Annotated in this window: 13 protein-coding genes, 3 rRNA genes, 2 pseudogenes and 1 riboswitch; of the genes and pseudogenes, 14 read left to right on the top strand and 4 right to left on the bottom strand. The window is 67.4% G+C overall.

Translation table 11 applies throughout. The features are described 5' to 3' along the window. Positions 1 to 32 precede the first annotated feature (32 nt). Entirely contained in the window at positions 33 to 482 is a 450-nt protein-coding gene (locus BLW85_RS08815) for a PTS sugar transporter subunit IIA (RefSeq protein ID WP_070029974.1), read from the bottom strand. A 526-nt stretch (positions 483 to 1008) separates the two neighbouring features. Here BLW85_RS08815 and BLW85_RS08805 point away from each other — a divergent pair. The 13 genes and pseudogenes from BLW85_RS08805 (at position 1009) to BLW85_RS08745 (ending at position 16577) form a co-directional block, all read left to right on the top strand. Continuing rightward, positions 1009 to 2533, top strand: a 16S ribosomal RNA gene (locus tag BLW85_RS08805). Between the two features lie 306 nt (positions 2534 to 2839). After that, positions 2840 to 5961: ribosomal RNA gene (locus tag BLW85_RS08800) — 23S ribosomal RNA — on the top strand. A gap of 72 nt (positions 5962 to 6033) precedes the next feature. Continuing rightward, positions 6034 to 6150 (top strand): 5S ribosomal RNA (gene rrf, locus BLW85_RS08795). Together the 16S, 23S and 5S rRNA genes form the textbook arrangement of a ribosomal RNA operon. A gap of 108 nt (positions 6151 to 6258) precedes the next feature. Then, complete coding sequence (gene clsA / locus BLW85_RS08790; RefSeq protein ID WP_070028368.1) at positions 6259 to 6867, top strand: cardiolipin synthase ClsA; 609 nt, start codon at positions 6259 to 6261, stop codon at positions 6865 to 6867. A gap of 114 nt (positions 6868 to 6981) precedes the next feature. Beyond that, on the top strand, positions 6982 to 9477 hold the full coding sequence (locus BLW85_RS08785; protein ID WP_070028366.1) for a mannose-1-phosphate guanyltransferase: 2496 nt from the start codon (positions 6982 to 6984) through the stop codon (positions 9475 to 9477). Positions 9478 to 9644: 167 nt separating this feature from the next. Then, positions 9645 to 10589: a DUF881 domain-containing protein gene (locus BLW85_RS08780; protein ID WP_107409090.1), complete on the top strand. Its 945-nt coding sequence runs from the start codon at positions 9645 to 9647 to the stop codon at positions 10587 to 10589. Further along, positions 10586 to 10918 carry a small basic family protein gene (locus BLW85_RS08775; protein ID WP_003988855.1) on the top strand — a complete coding sequence of 111 codons (333 nt, stop codon included), beginning with the start codon at positions 10586 to 10588 and terminating at the stop codon, positions 10916 to 10918. Before BLW85_RS08780 ends, BLW85_RS08775 begins: the two co-directional genes overlap by 4 nt. A gap of 4 nt (positions 10919 to 10922) precedes the next feature. Continuing rightward, on the top strand, positions 10923 to 11831 hold the full coding sequence (locus BLW85_RS08770) for a DUF881 domain-containing protein (protein ID WP_074991764.1): 909 nt from the start codon (positions 10923 to 10925) through the stop codon (positions 11829 to 11831). Positions 11832 to 12021: 190 nt separating this feature from the next. Next, entirely contained in the window at positions 12022 to 12852 is an 831-nt protein-coding gene (locus tag BLW85_RS08765) for an FHA domain-containing protein (protein ID WP_205009842.1), read from the top strand. Between the two features lie 42 nt (positions 12853 to 12894). Then, entirely contained in the window at positions 12895 to 13632 is a 738-nt protein-coding gene (ftsR, locus tag BLW85_RS08760) for a transcriptional regulator FtsR (RefSeq protein WP_070028359.1), read from the top strand. An 85-nt stretch (positions 13633 to 13717) separates the two neighbouring features. Next, entirely contained in the window at positions 13718 to 14191 is a 474-nt protein-coding gene (locus tag BLW85_RS08755; protein WP_070028357.1) for a bifunctional nuclease family protein, read from the top strand. 258 nt (positions 14192 to 14449) lie between these two features. Further along, entirely contained in the window at positions 14450 to 15094 is a 645-nt protein-coding gene (locus BLW85_RS08750; protein ID WP_071828714.1) for a MerR family transcriptional regulator, read from the top strand. Between the two features lie 54 nt (positions 15095 to 15148). Next, positions 15149 to 16577, top strand: a pseudogene (locus BLW85_RS08745) (DNA polymerase IV). A 134-nt stretch (positions 16578 to 16711) separates the two neighbouring features. Here BLW85_RS08745 and BLW85_RS40875 read toward each other — a convergent pair. Then, positions 16712 to 16870 (bottom strand): annotated as a pseudogene (locus BLW85_RS40875) (PRC-barrel domain-containing protein); the annotation flags it as partial. A 119-nt stretch (positions 16871 to 16989) separates the two neighbouring features. After that, positions 16990 to 17084: riboswitch (glycine riboswitch) on the top strand. 174 nt (positions 17085 to 17258) lie between these two features. On the opposite strand from BLW85_RS40875, the gene gcvP reads away from it, so the two are divergent. Further along, positions 17259 to 20144 (top strand): aminomethyl-transferring glycine dehydrogenase, encoded by a 2886-nt coding sequence (gene gcvP / locus BLW85_RS08735; RefSeq protein WP_074991762.1) that lies wholly within the window; start codon positions 17259 to 17261, stop codon positions 20142 to 20144. A gap of 63 nt (positions 20145 to 20207) precedes the next feature. Here the strand turns inward: gcvP and BLW85_RS08730 are convergent, their stop codons facing one another. Continuing rightward, positions 20208 to 20627, bottom strand: coding sequence for a TOBE domain-containing protein (locus BLW85_RS08730; RefSeq protein ID WP_074991761.1), 420 nt, complete (start codon positions 20625 to 20627; stop codon positions 20208 to 20210). 27 nt (positions 20628 to 20654) lie between these two features. Further along, positions 20655 to 21734, bottom strand: coding sequence for an ABC transporter ATP-binding protein (locus tag BLW85_RS08725; protein ID WP_070028346.1), 1080 nt, complete (start codon positions 21732 to 21734; stop codon positions 20655 to 20657). Between the last annotated feature and the right edge of the window lies 1 nt (position 21735).

Genomic DNA, 21735 nt, shown 5'->3' with positions numbered 1-21735 from the left:
CTGTTCCGCCGTCCTTCTGACGGCGACTGCCGTCAGCTCCAGGAGAAGAGGCAGTCGCCGGCCTTCACGTCACCGCTGTCGCGGAGGTCGGAGAGGGCGTCGGCCGTGGCCTCCAGCGCGACGACGGGGCAGACCGGGGACTTGCCGGCCTCCTCGACGGCCGCGGGGTTCCAGCGCACGACGGCCTGGCCGCGGGTCACGGTGTCGCCCTTGCCGACGAGCAGCTCGAAGCCCTCGCCGTTGAGCTGCACCGTGTCGATACCGAGGTGGGTGAGCACGCCGTGCCCTTGGTCGTCGACGACGACGAAGGCGTGCGGGTGCAGGGAAACGATCACACCCGTCACGGGCGACACGGCCTCGGAGGGCTCCCGCGCGGGATCGATCGCGGTACCGGGCCCGACCATCGCCCCGGCGAAGACCGGGTCCGGCACTGCGGCCAGCCCGATGGCGCGTCCGGCGAGAGGGGACGTCACGGTGGTCATGGGAGCCTCCCAGAAGTGGAGCTGCTCGCGAGCCTGAGCAGCAGGGTATGTCATGTGAAGTGGCGGTTCCGGATGAAAGCTACCAGCTAGTGGTCTAGACCACCAACCTACTGGATTTGCACCCCCTTCGGGGCCGCGTGTACAGTCGTACTCCTGCTCGGGACGGAGCGGCGCGAAAGTGTCATCGCCTGACAGAAACCAAACTCGTCGGATCCTAACTCTGGATCTCCTTCTGCATGCCCGCAGGAGGGTGGTCAGAGAGACGGAAAAAGCCTGATAGAGTTTGAAACGCCGAAAGGGAAGCGCCCGGAGGAAAGCCCGAGAGGGTGAGTACAAAGGAAGCGACCGTTCCTTGAGAACTCAACAGCGTGCCAAAAGTCAACGCCAGATATGTTGATACCCCGTCCATCGGATCACCGATGGTCGAGGTTCCTTTGAAAAAACACAGCGAGGACGCTGTGAACGATCGGACTATTCCTCCGATCGTTCCGCTCCCGTGTGTGTCTCACCGGATTACCGGTAAACATTCACGGAGAGTTTGATCCTGGCTCAGGACGAACGCTGGCGGCGTGCTTAACACATGCAAGTCGAACGATGAAGCCCTTCGGGGTAGATTAGTGGCGAACGGGTGAGTAACACGTGGGCAATCTGCCCTGCACTCTGGGACAAGCCCTGGAAACGGGGTCTAATACCGGATATGACCATCTTGGGCATCCTTGATGGTGTAAAGCTCCGGCGGTGCAGGATGAGCCCGCGGCCTATCAGCTTGTTGGTGAGGTAATGGCTCACCAAGGCGACGACGGGTAGCCGGCCTGAGAGGGCGACCGGCCACACTGGGACTGAGACACGGCCCAGACTCCTACGGGAGGCAGCAGTGGGGAATATTGCACAATGGGCGAAAGCCTGATGCAGCGACGCCGCGTGAGGGATGACGGCCTTCGGGTTGTAAACCTCTTTCAGCAGGGAAGAAGCGAAAGTGACGGTACCTGCAGAAGAAGCGCCGGCTAACTACGTGCCAGCAGCCGCGGTAATACGTAGGGCGCAAGCGTTGTCCGGAATTATTGGGCGTAAAGAGCTCGTAGGCGGCTTGTCACGTCGGTTGTGAAAGCCCGGGGCTTAACCCCGGGTCTGCAGTCGATACGGGCAGGCTAGAGTTCGGTAGGGGAGATCGGAATTCCTGGTGTAGCGGTGAAATGCGCAGATATCAGGAGGAACACCGGTGGCGAAGGCGGATCTCTGGGCCGATACTGACGCTGAGGAGCGAAAGCGTGGGGAGCGAACAGGATTAGATACCCTGGTAGTCCACGCCGTAAACGGTGGGCACTAGGTGTGGGCAACATTCCACGTTGTCCGTGCCGCAGCTAACGCATTAAGTGCCCCGCCTGGGGAGTACGGCCGCAAGGCTAAAACTCAAAGGAATTGACGGGGGCCCGCACAAGCGGCGGAGCATGTGGCTTAATTCGACGCAACGCGAAGAACCTTACCAAGGCTTGACATACACCGGAAAGCATTAGAGATAGTGCCCCCCTTGTGGTCGGTGTACAGGTGGTGCATGGCTGTCGTCAGCTCGTGTCGTGAGATGTTGGGTTAAGTCCCGCAACGAGCGCAACCCTTGTCCCGTGTTGCCAGCAGGCCCTTGTGGTGCTGGGGACTCACGGGAGACCGCCGGGGTCAACTCGGAGGAAGGTGGGGACGACGTCAAGTCATCATGCCCCTTATGTCTTGGGCTGCACACGTGCTACAATGGCCGGTACAATGAGCTGCGATACCGTGAGGTGGAGCGAATCTCAAAAAGCCGGTCTCAGTTCGGATTGGGGTCTGCAACTCGACCCCATGAAGTCGGAGTCGCTAGTAATCGCAGATCAGCATTGCTGCGGTGAATACGTTCCCGGGCCTTGTACACACCGCCCGTCACGTCACGAAAGTCGGTAACACCCGAAGCCGGTGGCCCAACCCCTTGTGGGAGGGAGCTGTCGAAGGTGGGACTGGCGATTGGGACGAAGTCGTAACAAGGTAGCCGTACCGGAAGGTGCGGCTGGATCACCTCCTTTCTAAGGAGCACTTCTTACCGGGCTTGCCTGGTCAGAGGCCAGTACATCAGCGAATGTCTGATGCTGGTTGCTCATGGGTGGAACGTTGACTACTCGGCCGGTATATCGGGTCGGAGGCTGCTAGTACTGCTCTTCGGAGCGTGGAACGCATGATCTTCGGACGGGTTCTGGTCGGGCACGCTGTTGGGTGTCTGAGGGAATGAACTTCTCCTCAGTCGCCGGCCCCAGTGCACTCGGACCTTTGGGTTCGGGGTGATGGGTGGCTGGTCGTTGTTTGAGAACTGCACAGTGGACGCGAGCATCTGTGGCCAAGTTTTTAAGGGCGCACGGTGGATGCCTTGGCACCAGGAACCGATGAAGGACGTGGGAGGCCGCGATAGTCCCCGGGGAGTCGTCAACCAGGCTTTGATCCGGGGGTTTCCGAATGGGGAAACCCGGCAGTCGTCATGGGCTGTCACCCGCTGCTGAACACATAGGCAGTGTGGAGGGAACGAGGGGAAGTGAAACATCTCAGTACCCTCAGGAAGAGAAAACAACCGTGATTCCGGGAGTAGTGGCGAGCGAAACCGGATGAGGCCAAACCGTATGCGTGTGAGACCCGGCAGGGGTTGCGTGTGCGGGGTTGTGGGATCTCTCTTCTACGGTCTGCCGGCCGTAGGGCGAGTCAGAAACCGTTGATGTAGACGAAGGACATGCGAAAGGTCCGGCGTAGAGGGTAAGACCCCCGTAGTCGAAATGTCAGCGACTTGCTTGAGAGACACCCAAGTAGCACGGGGCCCGAGAAATCCCGTGTGAATCTGGCGGGACCACCCGCTAAGCCTAAATATTCCCTGGTGACCGATAGCGGATAGTACCGTGAGGGAATGGTGAAAAGTACCCCGGGAGGGGAGTGAAATAGTACCTGAAACCGTGTGCCTACAAGCCGTGGGAGCGTCGGGTAGGAACTTGTTCCTGCCTCGTGACTGCGTGCCTTTTGAAGAATGAGCCTGCGAGTTTGCGGTGTGTTGCGAGGTTAACCCGTGTGGGGAAGCCGTAGCGAAAGCGAGTCCGAATAGGGCGATTCAGTAGCACGCTCAAGACCCGAAGCGGAGTGATCTAGCCATGGGCAGGTTGAAGCGGAGGTAAGACTTCGTGGAGGACCGAACCCACCAGGGTTGAAAACCTGGGGGATGACCTGTGGTTAGGGGTGAAAGGCCAATCAAACTCCGTGATAGCTGGTTCTCCCCGAAATGCATTTAGGTGCAGCGTCGTGTGTTTCTTGCCGGAGGTAGAGCACTGGATAGGCGATGGGCCCTACCGGGTTACTGACCTTAGCCAAACTCCGAATGCCGGTAAGTGAGAGCGCGGCAGTGAGACTGTGGGGGATAAGCTCCATGGTCGAGAGGGAAACAGCCCAGAGCATCGACTAAGGCCCCTAAGCGTACGCTAAGTGGGAAAGGATGTGGAGTCGCACAGACAACCAGGAGGTTGGCTTAGAAGCAGCCACCCTTGAAAGAGTGCGTAATAGCTCACTGGTCTAGTGATTCCGCGCCGACAATGTAGCGGGGCTCAAGCGTACCGCCGAAGTCGTGTCATTGCAGCATATAGCCCTAACGGGTGTTGTGATGGGTAGGGGAGCGTCGTCTGCCGGGTGAAGCAGCACCGGAAGGTAGTTGTGGACGGTTGACGAGTGAGAATGCAGGCATGAGTAGCGATTCACACGTGAGAAACGTGTGCGCCGATTGACTAAGGGTTCCTGGGTCAAGCTGATCTGCCCAGGGTAAGTCGGGACCTAAGGCGAGGCCGACAGGCGTAGTCGATGGATAACCGGTTGATATTCCGGTACCCGCTGTGAAGCGTCAAACATCGAGCATCGTGATGCTAAGGCCGTGAAGCCGCCCTGGAGCCTTCGGGCAAAGGGGAGTGGTGGAGCCGCTGAACCAAGCGGTTAGTAGGTGAGTGATGGGGTGACGCAGGAAGGTAGTCCATCCCGGGCGGTGGTTGTCCCGGGGTAAGGGTGTAGCCCGAGTGGTAGGTAAATCCGCCGCTCATGCAGGGTGAGACCTGATGCCGAGCCGATTGTGGTGAAGTGGATGATCCTATGCTGTCGAGAAAAGCCTCTAGCGAGTTTCATGGCGGCCCGTACCCTAAACCGACTCAGGTGGTCAGGTAGAGAATACCGAGGCGTTCGGGTGAACTATGGTTAAGGAACTCGGCAAAATGCCCCCGTAACTTCGGGAGAAGGGGGGCCACACCTGGTGATGATCTTTACGGTCTGAGCTGGGGGTGGCCGCAGAGACCAGCGAGAAGCGACTGTTTACTAAAAACACAGGTCCGTGCGAAGCCGTAAGGCGATGTATACGGACTGACGCCTGCCCGGTGCTGGAACGTTAAGGGGACCGGTTAGCTTCACTTCGGTGGGGCGAAGCTGAGAACTTAAGCGCCAGTAAACGGCGGTGGTAACTATAACCATCCTAAGGTAGCGAAATTCCTTGTCGGGTAAGTTCCGACCTGCACGAATGGCGTAACGACTTCTCGACTGTCTCAACCATAGGCCCGGTGAAATTGCACTACGAGTAAAGATGCTCGTTTCGCGCAGCAGGACGGAAAGACCCCGGGACCTTTACTACAGTTTGATATTGGTGTTCGGTTCGGCTTGTGTAGGATAGCTGGGAGACTTTGAAGCGGCCACGCCAGTGGTTGTGGAGTCGTCGTTGAAATACCAGTCTGGTCGTGCTGGATGTCTAACCTGGGTCCGTGATCCGGATCAGGGACAGTGTCTGATGGGTAGTTTAACTGGGGCGGTTGCCTCCTAAAGAGTAACGGAGGCGCCCAAAGGTTCCCTCAGCCTGGTTGGCAATCAGGTGTTGAGTGTAAGTGCACAAGGGAGCTTGACTGTGAGACCGACGGGTCGAGCAGGGACGAAAGTCGGGACTAGTGATCCGGCGGTGGCTTGTGGAAGCGCCGTCGCTCAACGGATAAAAGGTACCCCGGGGATAACAGGCTGATCTTCCCCAAGAGTCCATATCGACGGGATGGTTTGGCACCTCGATGTCGGCTCGTCGCATCCTGGGGCTGGAGTCGGTCCCAAGGGTTGGGCTGTTCGCCCATTAAAGCGGTACGCGAGCTGGGTTTAGAACGTCGTGAGACAGTTCGGTCCCTATCCGCTGTGCGCGTAGGAGTCTTGAGAAGGGCTGTCCCTAGTACGAGAGGACCGGGACGGACGAACCTCTGGTGTGCCAGTTGTTCTGCCAAGGGCATGGCTGGTTGGCTACGTTCGGGAGGGATAACCGCTGAAAGCATCTAAGCGGGAAGCCTGCTTCGAGATGAGGACTCCCACCCACTTGATGGGGTAAGGCTCCCAGTAGACGACTGGGTTGATAGGCCGGATCTGGAAGCCAGGTAACTGGTGGAGGTGACCGGTACTAATAGGCCGAGGGCTTGTCCTCAGTTGCTCGCGTCCACTGTGTTGGTTCTGAAACCACGAACAACCATTGTGCTGGTTGTCAGTTTCATAGTGTTTCGGTGGTTATAGCGTGAGGGAAACGCCCGGTTACATTTCGAACCCGGAAGCTAAGCCTCACAGCGCCGATGGTACTGCAGGGGGGACCCTGTGGGAGAGTAGGACGCCGCCGAACTCCTTTTGAAGCTCCGGCTCTTGGGCACCAGCCCGAGAGCCGGAGCTTTTTTGCGTTGGGGTAAAGTCAGGGAGCATCGTTGGCTCATTCCCCACAGGAGGCCCCCGGGTGGAGGTCCAGGAGACCCGTGTCCAGACAGACCGGGTCCTCACCATCCCCAACATCCTCAGCATGGCGCGGCTCGTCGGCGTACCCCTGTTCCTGTGGTTGATCCTCAGGCCGGAGTTCGGCGGCCCCAAGAGCGACGGATGGGCCCTCCTCGTGCTGGCGCTCAGCGGAGTCAGCGACTACCTGGACGGCAAACTCGCCCGGCGCTGGAACCAGATCAGCAGCCTGGGCCGGCTCCTCGACCCGGCCGCCGACCGGCTCTACGTGCTGTCCACGCTGGTCGGCCTCACCTGGCGGGAAATCCTCCCGCTCTGGCTGACCGCGCTGCTGCTCGCCCGGGAACTGATGCTCCTGGTGATGGTGGGGATCCTCCGCCGGCACGGGTATCCGCCGCCGCAGGTCAACTTCCTCGGGAAGGCCGCCACGTTCAACCTCATGTACGCCTTCCCGCTCCTGCTCCTCAGTGACGGAAGTGGTTGGATCGCGTCACTGGCCGCTGTTTTCGGATGGGCGTTCGCCGGATGGGGTACAACCCTCTATTGGTGGGCAGGAGTGCTCTATGTGGTCCAAGTCCGCCGATTGGTACGTGCGGACACCAAGGCCGATTGAGCTCGGCGATTGTCCTGACGTAACGCCTCGATGGCCCGCTGTGGAAAAGTGCGGGACAATCTGGACGGGTGAAGTCGGCTAGACCGTCGTCTCTTCAAGGAGGACGCTTCCGACATGAAGGCCGTCGTGATGGCCGGGGGCGAAGGCACACGCCTGCGCCCCATGACCTCAAGCATGCCCAAGCCGCTCCTGCCCGTGGCGAACCGCCCGATCATGGAGCACGTGCTACGGCTGCTCAAAAGGCACGGGCTCACCGAGACCGTGGTCACCGTGCAGTTCCTTGCCTCGCTCGTCAAGAACTACTTCGGTGACGGCGAAGAGCTCGGGATGGAGCTCACCTACGCCAATGAGGAGAAGCCACTCGGTACCGCCGGAAGCGTCAAGAACGCCGAAGAGGCATTGAAGGACGATGCCTTCCTCGTCATCTCCGGTGACGCCCTGACCGACTTCGACCTCACCGAACTGATCAATTTCCACAAGGAGAAGGGCGCGCTCGTCACGGTCTGCCTGACCCGCGTGCCCAACCCCCTCGAATTCGGCATCACCATCGTCGACGAGGAGGGCAAGGTCGAACGCTTCCTGGAGAAGCCGACCTGGGGCCAGGTCTTCTCCGACACGGTCAACACGGGCATCTACGTGATGGAGCCCGAAGTCTTCGACTACGTAGAACCCGATGTTCCGGTCGACTGGTCCGGCGACGTCTTCCCCCAGCTGATGAAGGAGGGCAAGCCGATCTACGGCTACGTCGCCGAGGGCTACTGGGAGGACGTCGGCACGCACGAGAGCTACGTCAAGGCCCAGGCCGACGTACTCGAAGGCAAGGTCAACGTCGACATCGACGGCTTCGAGATCTCCCCGGGCGTATGGGTGGCCGAGGGCGCCGAGGTGCACCCCGACGCCGTACTGCGCGGTCCGCTGTACATCGGCGACTACGCGAAGGTCGAGTCCGGCGCCGAGATCCGCGAGCACACCGTGGTCGGCTCGAACGTCGTCGTCAAGAGCGGCGCCTTCCTGCACAAGGCCGTCGTCCACGACAACGTGTACGTCGGCCAGCACAGCAACCTCCGCGGCTGCGTCGTCGGCAAGAACACCGACATCATGCGGGCCGCCCGGATCGAGGACGGCGCCGTCATCGGGGACGAGTGCCTGATCGGCGAAGAATCGATCGTGCAGGGCAACGTCCGCGTCTACCCGTTCAAGACCATCGAGGCCGGCGCGTTCGTCAACACCTCGGTGATCTGGGAGTCCCGGGGCCAGGCGCACCTCTTCGGCGCCCGCGGGGTGTCCGGCATCCTGAACGTGGAGATCACGCCCGAGCTGGCCGTACGCCTCGCCGGCGCCTACGCGACCACGCTCAAGAAGGGCTCCACGGTCACCACCGCCCGAGATCACTCCCGAGGCGCCCGGGCGCTCAAGCGGGCGGTCATCTCCGCGCTCCAGGCCAGCGCCATCGACGTACGCGACCTGGAGAACGTGCCGCTGCCGGTGGCCCGGCAGCAGACCGCGCGGGGCAGCGCCGGCGGCCTCATGATCCGCACCACGCCCGGTGTCCCGGACTCCGTCGACATCATGTTCTTCGACGGACAGGGCGCCGACCTGTCCCAGGCCGGGCAGCGGAAACTGGACCGGGTCTTCGCGCGCCAGGAGTACCGGCGGGCGTTCCCCGGCGAGATCGGCGACCTGTACTTCCCGTCCAGCGTCTTCGACTCGTACACCGGCTCCCTGCTGCGCAACGTCGACACCACCGGGATCGCCGAGTCCGGACTGAAGGTCGTCGTGGACGCGTCCAACGGCAGCGCGGGCCTGGTGCTGCCCAGCCTGCTGGGCAAGCTCGGGGTGGACTCCCTGACCATCAACCCGGGTCTCGACGAGTCAAGGCCCACCGAGACGGCCGAGATGCGGCGCAGCGGCCTGGTGCGGCTCGGTGAGATCGTCGCCTCCTCGGGCGCCGCGTTCGGTGTGCGCTTCGACCCCGTCGGTGAACGGCTGTCCCTCGTGGACGAGAAGGGCCGGATCATCGAGGACGACCGGGCACTGCTGGTGATGCTGGACCTGGTGGCCGCGGAGCGGCGCAGCGGCCGGGTCGCACTGCCCGTCACCACGACCCGGATCGCCGAGCAGGTGGCCGCCTACCACGGCACCCAGGTCGAGTGGACGACCACGTCGCCGGACGACCTCACGCGCGTCGGCGGCGAGGAGGGCACCATCTTCGGCGGCGACGGCAAGGGCGGGTTCATCGTCCCCGAGTTCGGCAGCGTGTTCGACGGCACGGCGGCCTTCGTGCGGCTGATCGGGCTCGTGGCGCGCACCCAGCTCACCCTGAGCCAGATCGACGCGCGGATCCCGCGGGCGCACGTCCTCAAGCGGGACCTGGCCACACCGTGGGCCGTCAAGGGTCTGGTGATGCGCCGGGTGGTCGAGGCGGCCGGAGACCGCTCGGTGGACACCACCGACGGGGTGCGGGTCGTGGAGACGGACGGGCGCTGGGTGATGGTGCTGCCCGACCCGGCCGAGGCCGTCACCCATCTGTGGGCCGAGGGCCCCGACGACGCCTCCGCGCAGGCCCTCCTGGACGAGTGGTCGGCCGTCGTGGACAGCGCCGGGCGGTGACGCCCGCAAGGGCCTGAGAAGGCTCTGACCTGGCCCTGGCGGCGTGCCGTGCGGCGGACGGGGCCGCAAAGGGTGCCGCACGCGTGCGTGCCGGACATGTGTCCCCAAGGGGGCCTGTCCGGCACGCCGGTGGGGCCATTCGGAGGTATCGCGCGCGACGTGCGACGATGTGCGGCATGCCGCAGCAACCCCCCGTTCGGAGCAGCCCCGCGCGGCCGCGCCGCCCGGACGCCTCCATGTCGTTGATCACCAACGTCATGGACCACAGCCTCGACGACGGGTACGCCGAGGCCGCCGCCCGGAAGAAGTCCCAGGGCGAGGGCGGCCTGCCGAAGACCCTGAGGGCGAAGCTGGGCCTCGCGGGCGGTCTGGTGCTCGCGGCCCTGGTCGTGACCGTAGGGGCGGCGCAGGCGCGCGTGGCGGCGCCCGTGGTGGCCAAGGAACGCCAGGAGCTGATCGACCGCGTCGACAAGGAGACCGCGGACGCGGACAGGCTCCAGGGCAGCGTCGACAAACTCCGTGACGACGTCAGCGCGCGCCAGCGGGCGGCGCTGAGGGCGAGCGGGGGCAGCGCCGAGGCGGACCTGGTGGGCATGCTGTCCGGCGCCACCGAGGTGCACGGTCCGGGCGTCAAGCTGGTCGTGAACGACGCCAAGGAGGCCAGCTCCGGTGGCGACGGCTCCAACCCCAGGGAGACGGCGGGGTTCTCCGACACCGGCCGGGTGCGCGACCGTGATCTCCAGCGCGTCGTCAACGGGCTGTGGCAGTCCGGCGCCGAGGCCGTCTCCATCAACGGGCAGCGGCTGACCGCCCTGTCGGCGATCCGGGCCGCCGGAGACGCGATACTGGTCGACAACCGGCCGCTGGTGCCGCCGTACACCGTGCTCGCGGTGGGGGACGGGCCCAGGCTGAGCAATGACTTCCAGAACAGTGCGGACGGCCTGTACCTGCATGCCCTGGAGCAGAACTACGGCATCCGCGCCACCATCTCCACCCAGCCCGACGTCCGGTTGCCCGCGGCGCCGAGCGTGATCGTACGCACGGCGAGGCCGGACACCGCTGACGGCGGCAAGACCGACAACACCGAGAAGACGAAGAAGGGCACATCGTGATCGCCGTACTGGGCCTCGTCGTGGGAGTCGTGGCCGGCCTGTTGGTCCGGCCCGAGGTTCCGGCGGTCGTGGAGCCTTATCTGCCGATCGCCGTCGTCGCGGCACTGGACGCCGTCTTCGGTGGTCTGCGGGCCATGCTGGACGGCATCTTCGACGACAAGGTCTTCGTGGTGTCCTTCCTGTCGAACGTGGTCGTGGCGGCCCTGATCGTGTTCCTCGGCGACAAGTTGGGCGTGGGTGCGCAGCTGTCCACGGGTGTCGTGGTCGTCCTCGGCATCCGGATCTTCTCCAACGCCGCGGCGATCCGGCGGCATGTCTTCCGGGCGTGAGGCGATGAGCGACCAGTACGACCGCGAGGACGAGAACGGCCGCGGGCGGCACGGCGGCCACGAGGAACCCGACCGCCCCGGCGGGCAGGGCGAGCGGCCGGAGAACCGGCTGCGCAAGGAACTGCCGGCCGAGGTGCCCGCCCCGCCGCCCGGCGCCGGACGGGCACCGGGCCCGCGCCCGCAGGAGCCGCTGACCGGCCGTCAGCGGCTGGTCAAGGGAGTGTGGCCGCCGCGCCTCACCCGGCCCCAACTCATAGTGGCGCTCCTGCTGTTCGGTCTCGGCTTCGGCCTGGCCGTCCAGGTGGCGTCGAACAGCGACACCGACAGCGCGCTGCGCGGCGCACGTCAAGAAGATCTTGTTCGCATCCTGGATGAACTGGATTCGCGTACTCAGCGTCTTGAAGACGAGAGGCAGGGACTCGAGAAGCAGCGTCAGGAGCTCCAGAGCAGCTCCGACCAGGCCGCGGAGGCGCGCCGGCAGACCGCCGAGAAGGAGAGGCAACTCGGCATCCTGGCGGGCACCGTGGCGGCTCAGGGTCCCGGCATCACCATGACGATCGAGGACACGAAGGGGACGGTCCAGTCCGACATGCTGCTCGACACCATCCAGGAGCTGCGCGCGGCCGGTGCGGAGGCGATCCAGGTCAACGGCGTCCGTGTGGTGGCGAACACCTACTTCGCGGACGCGGGCAGGAGCGTGAGCGTGGACGGGAACAAGATCAACGCCCCTTATCGTTTCAAGGTCATCGGCAAGCCGCAGGACCTCGAGCCGGCGCTGAACATCCCGGGAGGCGTGGTGCAGACTCTGGAGAAGGAGCAGGCCACGGTCTCCGTCGCACAGTCGGGCAAGATCGTCGTGGACGCCTTGCGACAGGCGAAGCAGCCTGACTACGCTCGGTCGTCCTCCCAGTGAACCGCTGGTGCATGGGGGCCTTCCGGCAGGGGCATGAGGTTGCGGGGGGTCGGCGCACCGACGAGGTGGCGCGTGGTGGAAACTGTCTGGTGGGCACGGACGTTGTGTGGGTGTCCGGGTCGGCCGGTGTCGGCAATCAGGGTTCGTCCTGCCCCACGGGCGGGTCTGTTTCGGTCAAGGGGAATCGCCCGTGAAGTTGTTTGCGAAGTGGTTCGGCAAGAGCGCGCGAGAGGGTGGCGACAACGCGACCGCTCGTCATCGCGCACAGCCTGACGCACAGGGTCAGCGGCCGCTGTTCCGGGACCAGGTGGCTGGTCCGGGTGGTGACATTTCGGGAGGCCAGGGCGCGCCGTCAGTTGACCCTGCCCAGTCCCGCGGCATAGGTTTCGGGCAACCGTCAACCTCAAGTACGGGTGGAGACTTTGGTCCCGGCCCGTACGCGTCCAACGCCTCGGCGGGACAGCCGCGGCAGGAGGATCCGTCCATGTCGGCCCTGGTGTGTACGAGGTGCGGTAACCGCAACGCGGAGAACGCCCGCTTCTGTTCCAACTGCGGTGCGCCGCTGCGTCCTGGAGCCGTGCCCGAGCGCGCCTCCGAGACGACGTCCACGATCTCGATCTCCGGCCTCGAGGCGTACGACGCGGAGGCGACCGGCCAGACGCCGATGCCGATGCTGTCGCCGGAGGCGCAGGCCGCGGTGGAGGCGCTGCCGGCGGGCTCGGCCCTGCTGGTGGTGCGCCGCGGCCCGAACTCGGGCAGCCGCTTCCTGCTGGACGGCGACCTGACGACGGCCGGCCGTCACCCGCAGAGCGACATCTTCCTGGACGACGTGACGGTCTCGCGTCGCCATGTGGAGTTCCGCCGCTCCCCGGACGGCTCGTTCACCGTCGCCGACGTGGGCAGCCTCAACGGCACCTACGTCAACCGCGAGCCGATCGACCAGGTCGCCCTGCAGAGCGGTGACGAGGTGCAGATCGGCAAGTACCGGCTGGTGTTCTACGCGAGCCGGCAGGGCATCTGACCCGCCCCCGGACACGCTCCGGGGGTAACCCAGGGAAGGTCCATGCTTCAAACGCCGAGCGGCGGTGCCGGAAGCGGTACCGCCGCCAGGGACAGTGGGCTGATGAGCATCGGCACGGTGCTGAACGTGCTGCGCGAGGAGTTCCCCGAAGTCACCATCTCCAAGATTCGTTTCCTGGAGGCGGAGGGGCTCATCGAGCCGCAGCGGACCCCTTCGGGGTACCGCAAGTTCAGCGCCGGTGACGTCGAGCGCCTCGGACACGTCCTGAGAATGCAGCGGGACCACTATCTGCCGCTCAAGGTGATCCGTGAGCACCTGGACGCCATGGAGCGGGGCGAGGCCGTCCCGCTGCCCGTGGTCGGGCGCCAGCGCGGCGGGGAGGACGCCCTGGAGGTGCTGGAGGGGCCCACGGTGGCCAGGGTCGGCCGGGCGGAGTTGCTGGCGGCCGCGGACATCGGCGAGGCCGAGCTGGCGGAGTGGGAGTCGTACGGGCTCCTGGTGCCGCTCGCGGACGGGTCGTACGACGCGGAGGCCGTCACCGTGGCCACCCTCGTCGCGGAGCTGGGGCGCTTCGGGATCGAGCCCCGCCATCTGCGGGTGATGAAGGCGGCCGCCGACCGGGAGGCCGGGCTGGTCGACCAGGTGGTGGCCCCGCTCAAGCGCCACCGCAATCCGCAGACCAGAGCGCTCGCCGAGGCCCGCACGAAGGAGCTGGCGGCGCTCACCATGAAGTTGCACGCGTCCTTGGTGAAGACCGCCCTCGGGGTGCGTCTGCCCTGATCCGGGGACGTCGGACGGGGCCGGATCGGGCTGCTGTGCCCGGCCCGACTACCCAAACGTCCCGGGCACGGCCTAGGGTTGCTGTGTGAACGAGCTCGATGTCGTAGGTGTCCGGGTCGAAATGCCCTCCAACCAACCGATCGTGCTCCTGCGCGAAGTGGGGGGCGACCGTTACCTCCCCATCTGGATCGGGCCGGGGGAGGCGACGGCGATCGCCTTCGCCCAGCAGGGCATGGCCCCGGCCAGGCCGCTGACCCATGACCTGTTCAAGGACGTGCTGGAGGCCCTCGGTCAGGAGCTGACCGAGGTACGCATCACCGACCTGCGGGAAGGCGTCTTCTACGCGGAGCTGGTCTTCGCCAGCGGAGTCGAGGTCAGCGCCCGGCCCTCCGATGCCATAGCGCTGGCCCTGCGCACCGGGACGCCGATCTACGGCAGTGACACGGTGCTGGACGACGCGGGCATCGCCATTCCGGACGAGCAGGAGGACGAGGTGGAGAAGTTCCGCGAGTTCCTCGACCAGATCTCGCCCGAGGACTTCGGCACCAGCAACCAGTGAGGGCTCCCGGCGCCGGGCGTCCGGGTGATCCGGCGGCCGGTCCGGGGCCCGGCGCGGCCCGCTGCCGGGCAATTGCCACCGGCGATTGAGAGCGTCCTACGGGTTCCCGCGAGGGCATTCGGCTAGCCTTTCCCCGCGGTGGGACACGGGAAACCACTCCTTGGGTGATTATCACTCGGCGTGCCGAGTGTGGCGATCGTTGACGCACCCCTGGTGACTGCCTACCGTCGAGAAGGCAGGTCAAGGACGGAGGTCGGCGTGAGAACCAGCGGCGACGGTACGGCTGGGGGTGCTCCCGTGCGCGGTTTCGGGGAGAGCGGTCCGTACCCGGTTCACAGCAGCGCGGTGGATCACGCTCCGCAGCGGCCGACGGCGGTGCCGGACGGCGGAGGGGCGGCGTCCATGACGTCCGAAGAGATCGGCTACCGGGGGCCCACGGCCTGTGCGGCGGCCGGCATCACCTATCGACAGCTCGACTACTGGGCGCGCACCGGCCTGGTCGAGCCGAGTGTGCGGCCCGCGTACGGGTCGGGCACCCAGCGTCTGTACAGCTTCCGGGACGTCGTGGTCCTGAAGATCGTCAAGCGGTTCCTGGACACCGGGGTCTCGCTGCAGAACATCCGCTCGGCGGTGCAGCACCTCAGGGAGCGCGGTTTCCGGGACCTGGAGCGGATGACGCTGATGAGCGACGGCGCCACCGTCTACGAGTGCGGCTCGCCGGACGAGGTGCACGCCCTGCTCCAGGGCGGCCAGGGCATCTTCGGGATCGCGGTCGGCGTGGTGTGGCGGGACGTGGAGAGCGCCCTGTCCCAGCTGCACGGCGAGCGGATCGACACCGGCGAGACCCTCGTCGGGCACAACCCGGCGGACGAGCTGGCGCGGCGCCGCAACCGGGCGGTCTGACCGGCCCCTTCCGGCACATGGGCATTGTCAGTGCCGTGGTGCAGCATCGGAGATGTGAGAAACGCGCCCACGATCCTGCATCTCGACATGGATGCCTTCTACGCCTCGGTGGAGCAGGCGTCCAAGCCGAGCCTGCGCGGGAAGGCGGTCGTGGTGGGCGGGCTCGGACCGCGCGGAGTGGTCGCCACCGCCTCCTACGAGGCACGGGTCTTCGGGGTGCACTCGGCGATGCCGATGGCGCAGGCGCGCCGGCTGGCGCCCCACGCCGCGTATCTGGTGCCGCGTTTCCCGCTCTACCGCGCGGTCAGCGACCAGGTGATGGCGCTGCTGCGGGAGCTGTCGCCGCTGGTGGAACCGCTGAGCCTGGACGAGGCGTTCGTGGACCTGGCGGCCGGGGGGACGGCGTGGGACGCGGAGTCGGCGCGGCGAACCGGCGTCCGACTGCGCGAGGACATCCGCGCCGCCACCGGGCTCGCCGGGTCGGTGGGGCTCGCCGCCTCCAAGATGCTCGCGAAGATCGCCTCCGAGGAGGCCAAGCCGGACGGGCTGGTGCTCATCGAGCCGGGCACCGAGCGGGCGCTGCTGGGACCGATGCCGGTGCGCACCCTGCCGGGGGTGGGGCCGGCCACCGGCGACCATCTGCGGCGGGCCGGGATCACCACGGTGGAGGAGCTGGCCGAGGCGGGCGAGGCCGAGCTCGTACGGCTGCTCGGCAAGGCGCACGGACAGGCGCTGTACGCCATGGCCCTGGCCCGGGACGAGAGGCCGGTGGTGGCCGAGCGGGAGGCCAAGTCGGTGTCGGTCGAGGACACGTACGACGTGGACATCCACGACCGGCCGCGGATCGGGTTCGAGGTGCGGCGGCTCGCCGACCGCTGTGTGCGGAGGCTGCGCGAGGCGGGGCTGTCCGGGCGGACGATCGTCCTGAAGGTGCGGCGGTACGACTTCTCGACGCTGACCCGCTCCGAGACGCTGCGAGGTCCCACGGACGACCCGGAGGTCGTCCGGGAGGCCGCCGGGCGGCTGCTGGACTCCGTGGACACCACCGGCGGGGTGCGACTGCTCGGGGTGGGCGTCACCGGGCTCGCCGACTACACCCAGGAGGACCTGTTCGCGCAGGCGGCCAAGCCGTCGCGGGAGGCGTCGCCCGAGGAGCCGGTGGCCGAGTCGGCGGCGGCGCCCGAGTCCGCCGCCCCGCACTGGCGGGCCGGCCAGGACGTACGGCACGACGAGTTCGGCCATGGGTGGGTGCAGGGCAGCGGCGTGGGCCGGGTGACGGTGCGGTTCGAGACCCCCCAGTCGGAACCCGGCCGGGTGCGGACGTTCCTCGTCACCGACCCCGCGCTGCGGCCGGCCGACCCCTTGCCCCTGGTGCCGGTGCCCGCCGGGCGGGGGCAGCCGGAGTCACGTCTCCTCTGAGCCCGCCAGTTTGCCGAAGTCGTGGTCCGGGGCCGCCGTCGGCGGGGGCACGTCCAGGCCGTAGTGGTGGTAGAGCTGGAGTTCCTGTTCGGGGGAGAGATGGCGGCCCACGCCGAAGTCGGGGGCGTCCTTGATCAGGGAACGGTCGAAGGGGACGTGCAGGGTGCCGTCGACGAGTTCACTGGGTTCCAGGGGGACGAAGGCGTCCCGGGAGAAGAGGCCGGTGCGTATGGCCGCCCACTCGGGCACGCCGGTCGCATCGTCCAGATACACCTCGTCGATCGTGCCGATCTTCGTACCGGTGCGGTCGAAGGCCTTGCGGCCGATCAGGTTGCGCGGATCGATGTCGGTCTGCACGGTCCCTCTCCCTCCACGTGGTCGCAACTCATCCGTAAGCACTACGAAAGAGCACTTTCACCGCGGCGGCCACTTGAGGAACCGGCCGTTGACCTCGCTGGTAGGCTGATTGCGGCTGCTGACCCCGTGCGGGAGAGTCCTCCGATCACCTCGGAGGCGCCGAAGGAGCAAATCCTCCCCGGAATCTCTCAGGCTCACGTACCGCACGGACGAGGTCACTCTGGAAAGCAGAGCGGGTGTCGACGGCTTCCGCTCTCACCGACGGTGAAAGCCGGCGTCGCGAGGCGTCCGGTGAAGCTCTCAGGTCGAGATGACAGAGGGGGAGGCCGTCGGGGCACCCGCGCCGTGGTGCCCTTCGAAGGTCGCGTCAGACCAGGAGGCCTCCGCAATGACCGCCCATCGCATTCCGCTCTCCGAGCTCGAAGCGGGCATCCCCTTCGAACAGCGCCACATCGGCCCCGACCAGGAGGCGCGGGCCAAGATGCTCGCGCAGGTCGGCTACGGCTCCCTGGACGAGCTGACCGCCGCCGCGGTCCCGGATGTGATCAAGAACGCCGACGCGCTCGACCTGCCGGGCGCCCGCACCGAGGCCGAGGTGCTGGCCGAACTGCGCTCGCTCGCCGACCGCAACCAGGTCCTCGGCTCCATGATCGGCCTGGGTTACCACGGCACCTTCACCCCGCCGGTCATCCTGCGCAACGTCATGGAGAACCCGTCCTGGTACACGGCCTACACGCCCTACCAGCCGGAGATCTCCCAGGGCCGTCTGGAGGCCCTGCTGAACTTCCAGACCATGGTCGCCGACCTGACCGGCCTGCCCACCTCGGGCGCCTCCCTGCTGGACGAGGGCACGGCCGCCGCCGAGGCCATGGCGCTGTCCCGCCGCATGGGCAAGAACAAGAAGGGCCTGTTCCTGGTCGACGCGGACGCCCTGCCGCAGACCGTCGCCGTGATCCGGACCCGCGCCGAGCCGACCGGTGTCGAGGTCGTCGTCGCCGACCTCAGCGAGGGCATCCCGGCCGACATCGCCGCCCGGGACATCAACGGCGTGCTGGTCCAGTACCCGGGCGCCTCCGGTGCCGTACGCGACATCAAGCCGCTGATCGAGCAGGCCCACGAGCTGGGCGCCCTGGTCACCGTCGCCGCCGATCTGCTCGCCCTGACCCTGCTGACCTCTCCGGGCGAGCTGGGCGCGGACATCGCCGTCGGCACCACCCAGCGCTTCGGCGTCCCGATGGGCTTCGGCGGGCCGCACGCGGGCTACATGGCGGTGCACGAGAAGTTCGCCCGCAGCCTGCCCGGCCGCCTGGTCGGCGTGTCCGTCGACGCCGACGGCAACAAGGCCTACCGGCTGGCCCTGCAGACCCGCGAGCAGCACATCCGCCGCGAGAAGGCCACCAGCAACATCTGTACCGCGCAGGTGCTGCTCGCCGTCATGGCCGGCATGTACGCCGTCTACCACGGTCCCGAGGGCCTGCGGACGATCGCCCGGCGCACCCACCGGTACGCCGCGATCCTCGCCGAGGGCCTGCGGGCCGGCGGCGTGGACCTGGTGCACGGCGCGTTCTTCGACACCGTCACCGCGCGAGTGCCCGGCAAGGCCGCCGAGATCGTCGCCGCCGCCCGGGACAACGGCGTCAACCTGCGTCTGGTCGACGCCGACCACGTCTCCATGGCCTGCGACGAGACCACCACGCGGGCGCACCTGGCCACCGTCTGGTCCGCCTTCGGTGTCCAGGCCGACATCGAGGCGCTGGACGCGAGCGCGCCGGACGCGCTGCCGGAGGCGCTGCTGCGCGGCGACGACTACCTCACCCACCCGGTCTTCCACCAGCACCGCTCCGAGACCGCGATGCTGCGCTACCTGCGCAAGCTGGCCGACCGCGACTACGCGCTCGACCGCGGCATGATCCCGCTGGGCTCCTGCACCATGAAGCTCAACGCGACCACCGAGATGGAGCCGGTCACCTGGCCGGAGTTCGGCGCGCTGCACCCCTTCGCGCCCGCCGAGCAGGCCGAGGGCTACCTCACGCTCATCCGCGAGCTGGAGGACCGCCTGGCCGAGGTCACCGGCTACGACAAGGTCTCCCTCCAGCCGAACGCCGGCTCCCAGGGCGAGCTGGCCGGTCTGCTGGCGGTCCGCGGCTACCACCGCGCCAACGGCGACGAGGGCCGCACGGTCTGCCTCATCCCGTCCTCCGCGCACGGCACGAACGCCGCCAGCGCCGCGATGGCCGGCATGAAGGTCGTCGTCGTCAAGACCGCCGAGGACGGCGAGATCGACGTCGAGGACCTGCGGGCCAAGATCGAGCAGTACCGCGACGAGCTGGCGGTGCTGATGATCACCTACCCGTCCACGCACGGTGTGTTCGAGGAGCACGTCGCCGACATCTGCGCCCGGGTGCACGAGGCCGGCGGCCAGGTGTACGTCGACGGCGCCAACCTCAACGCGCTGGTAGGCCTCGCCAAGCCGGGCCACTTCGGCGGCGACGTCTCGCACCTCAACCTGCACAAGACCTTCTGCATCCCGCACGGCGGCGGCGGTCCCGGCGTCGGCCCGGTGGCGGTCCGCTCGCACCTGGCGCCGTACCTGCCCAACCACCCGTTGCAGCCGGCGGCGGGCCCCGAGACGGGCGTGGGCCCGGTCTCGGCGGCGCCGTGGGGCTCGGCGGGCATCCTGCCGATCTCCTGGGCGTACGTCCGCCTGATGGGCGGCGAGGGCCTCAAGCGGGCCACCCAGGTGGCCGTGCTGTCCGCCAACTACATCGCCAAGCGCCTGGAGCCGCACTACCCGGTGCTCTACACCGGCCCCGGCGGCCTGGTCGCGCACGAGTGCATCATCGACCTGCGCCCGCTGACCAAGGCGACCGGTGTGAGCGTGGACGACGTGGCCAAGCGCCTGATCGACTACGGCTTCCACGCGCCGACCATGTCGTTCCCGGTGGCCGGCACGCTGATGATCGAGCCCACCGAGTCCGAGGACATCACCGAGCTGGACCGGTTCTGCGACGCGATGATCGCGATTCGCGCGGAGATCGACAAGGTCGGCTCCGGCGTCTGGCCGGCGGAGGACAACCCGCTGCACAACGCGCCGCACACCGCGGCCGCGCTGGGCGGCGATTGGACGCACGCCTACAGCCGCGAGGAGGCCGTCTTCCCGGCGGGTGTGTCGGTGGCCGACAAGTACTGGCCGCCGGTGCGCCGCATCGACCAGGCCTTCGGGGACCGCAACCTGGTCTGCTCCTGCCCGCCGCTGGACGCGTACGAGGACTGACCGGTCCGCGGCGAACCGCGCGCCCCGAGGGCCCCGTCCGGATGTCCGGGCGGGGCCCTCGCCCTATGCGGTCGCCAGTGCCACTTCGGTCGCCTTGACCAGGGCCACCACGTCGGAGCCGACGAACAGGCCGAGGTCGGCGGCCGCCTCCTTGGTGACGGCCGCGGTCAGCTCGCCGCCGGGGACGGCGACGCGCACGGTGGCCATGACGGCGCCGGTGGTCAGACGGGTGATGGCGCCCGGGAGCTGGTTGCGGATCGACAGGCCCGCCACGCGGTGCGTGGCGAGGGACACCTCGGTCGACTTCACCAGGGCGCGCACCGGCGTACCGGGCGCGAGGGCCAGGTCCTCGGCGGCGTCCCGGGTGATCGCCGCGGTCAGGTCCTGCCCGCCGTCCAGGCGGACCTCGACGATGGCCATCGCCTCGCCGGGGTGGACCGCCGTGACGGTGCCGGGGAGCTGGTTGCGGATGCTCAGGGTCATGGTCACCCACCGTAGGCGCCCGAGGGATCAGGCCGGGTACGCGTGGGTCTGCGTCGCCTCGACTGTCGCCCAGACCGGTGCACCGGGCCGCAGCTCCAGCTCGGCGGCGGCCATCGTGGTGAGGTCGGCGGCGAGGGCGAGTTCACCGGTGAGGTCGGCGCGGATCCGGTCGCCGTGGGTCTCCAGTCCGGCCACCTCGCAGCGCCAGGAACTGCGGGCGGCGGTGCCGGTGGGCCGCTCCTTGTGGAGGGTCACGGCGGACGGCGGGAAGGCGACGAAGGCCGGGCCGGACAGTTGCTCGGTGGTGGTGATCTCCGGCCCGGCGTCCAGTCGTACGGTGTGGCCCCCGGCCTCGCCCCGGTAGAGGTTCAGGCCGACGAGCCGGGCGATGTAGTCCGTGCGCGGGCGGCGGGCGATGTCGGCGGGGGTGCCCTCCTGGACGACCCGGCCGTGTTCCACGACCACCAGCCGGTCGGCGAGCACCATGGCGTCCAGCGGGTCGTGCGTGACGAGGACGGCGACCGCCTCGAACTCGGCCAGATGCTGTCGCAGCCGGGCCCTGACCTCCAGCCGGGTGCGGGCGTCGAGGGCGGCCAGCGGCTCGTCCAGCAGGAGCAGCCGGGGCCGGGTGGCGAGCGCGCGGGCGAGGGCCACGCGCTGGGCCTGGCCGCCGGAGAGCCGGCGCGGCTTGGCGCCCGCGTGGTCGGCGAGCCCCATGCGCTCCAGCCAGGCCGCGGCCACCGCACGCGCCTCCGCCTTGCCCAGGCCCTGGCAGCGCGGCCCGAACGCCACGTTGTCCAGCGCGGACAGGTGCGGGAAGAGCAGGTAGTCCTGGAAGACCACGCCGACCGGGCGGGACTCCGGCGGGACCCGTTCCAACGGGGCGCCGTCGAGCCGCAGATGGCCCTCGGTCAGGGGCACCAGGCCGGCCAGCACGCGCAGCGCCGTGGTCTTGCCCGCGCCGTTGGGCCCCAGCAGCGCGACCACGTCCCCGGGCGCCGCCGTCAGCGCCATGTCGAGGCGGAAGGAGCCGCGGTCCACGACAAGCCGCGCGTCGAGCCCCTGCCGGTCGGTCCGCGGCAGCCGCGGGGCGGCGACGTCGGTCATC

The organism is Streptomyces misionensis, assembly GCF_900104815.1.
GTDB classification, from domain to species: domain Bacteria; phylum Actinomycetota; class Actinomycetes; order Streptomycetales; family Streptomycetaceae; genus Streptomyces; species Streptomyces misionensis.
Note: the sequence above shows the minus strand (reverse complement) of the source record. Positions and strands in the feature narration are given on the sequence as shown.

Coding starts and splice junctions, on each gene's coding strand:
- BLW85_RS08785 (WP_070028366.1), top strand. CDS start 6,982: ATGAAGGCCGTCGTGATGGCCGGGGGCGAAGGCACACGCCTGCGCCCC.
- BLW85_RS08725 (WP_070028346.1), bottom strand. CDS start 21,734: ATGACCGACGTCGCCGCCCCGCGGCTGCCGCGGACCGACCGGCAGGGG.
- BLW85_RS08730 (WP_074991761.1), bottom strand. CDS start 20,627: ATGACCCTGAGCATCCGCAACCAGCTCCCCGGCACCGTCACGGCGGTC.
- BLW85_RS08770 (WP_074991764.1), top strand. CDS start 10,923: ATGAGCGACCAGTACGACCGCGAGGACGAGAACGGCCGCGGGCGGCAC.
- BLW85_RS08780 (WP_107409090.1), top strand. CDS start 9,645: ATGTGCGGCATGCCGCAGCAACCCCCCGTTCGGAGCAGCCCCGCGCGG.
- gcvP (WP_074991762.1), top strand. CDS start 17,259: ATGACCGCCCATCGCATTCCGCTCTCCGAGCTCGAAGCGGGCATCCCC.
- BLW85_RS08815 (WP_070029974.1), bottom strand. CDS start 482: ATGACCACCGTGACGTCCCCTCTCGCCGGACGCGCCATCGGGCTGGCC.
- ftsR (WP_070028359.1), top strand. CDS start 12,895: ATGCTTCAAACGCCGAGCGGCGGTGCCGGAAGCGGTACCGCCGCCAGG.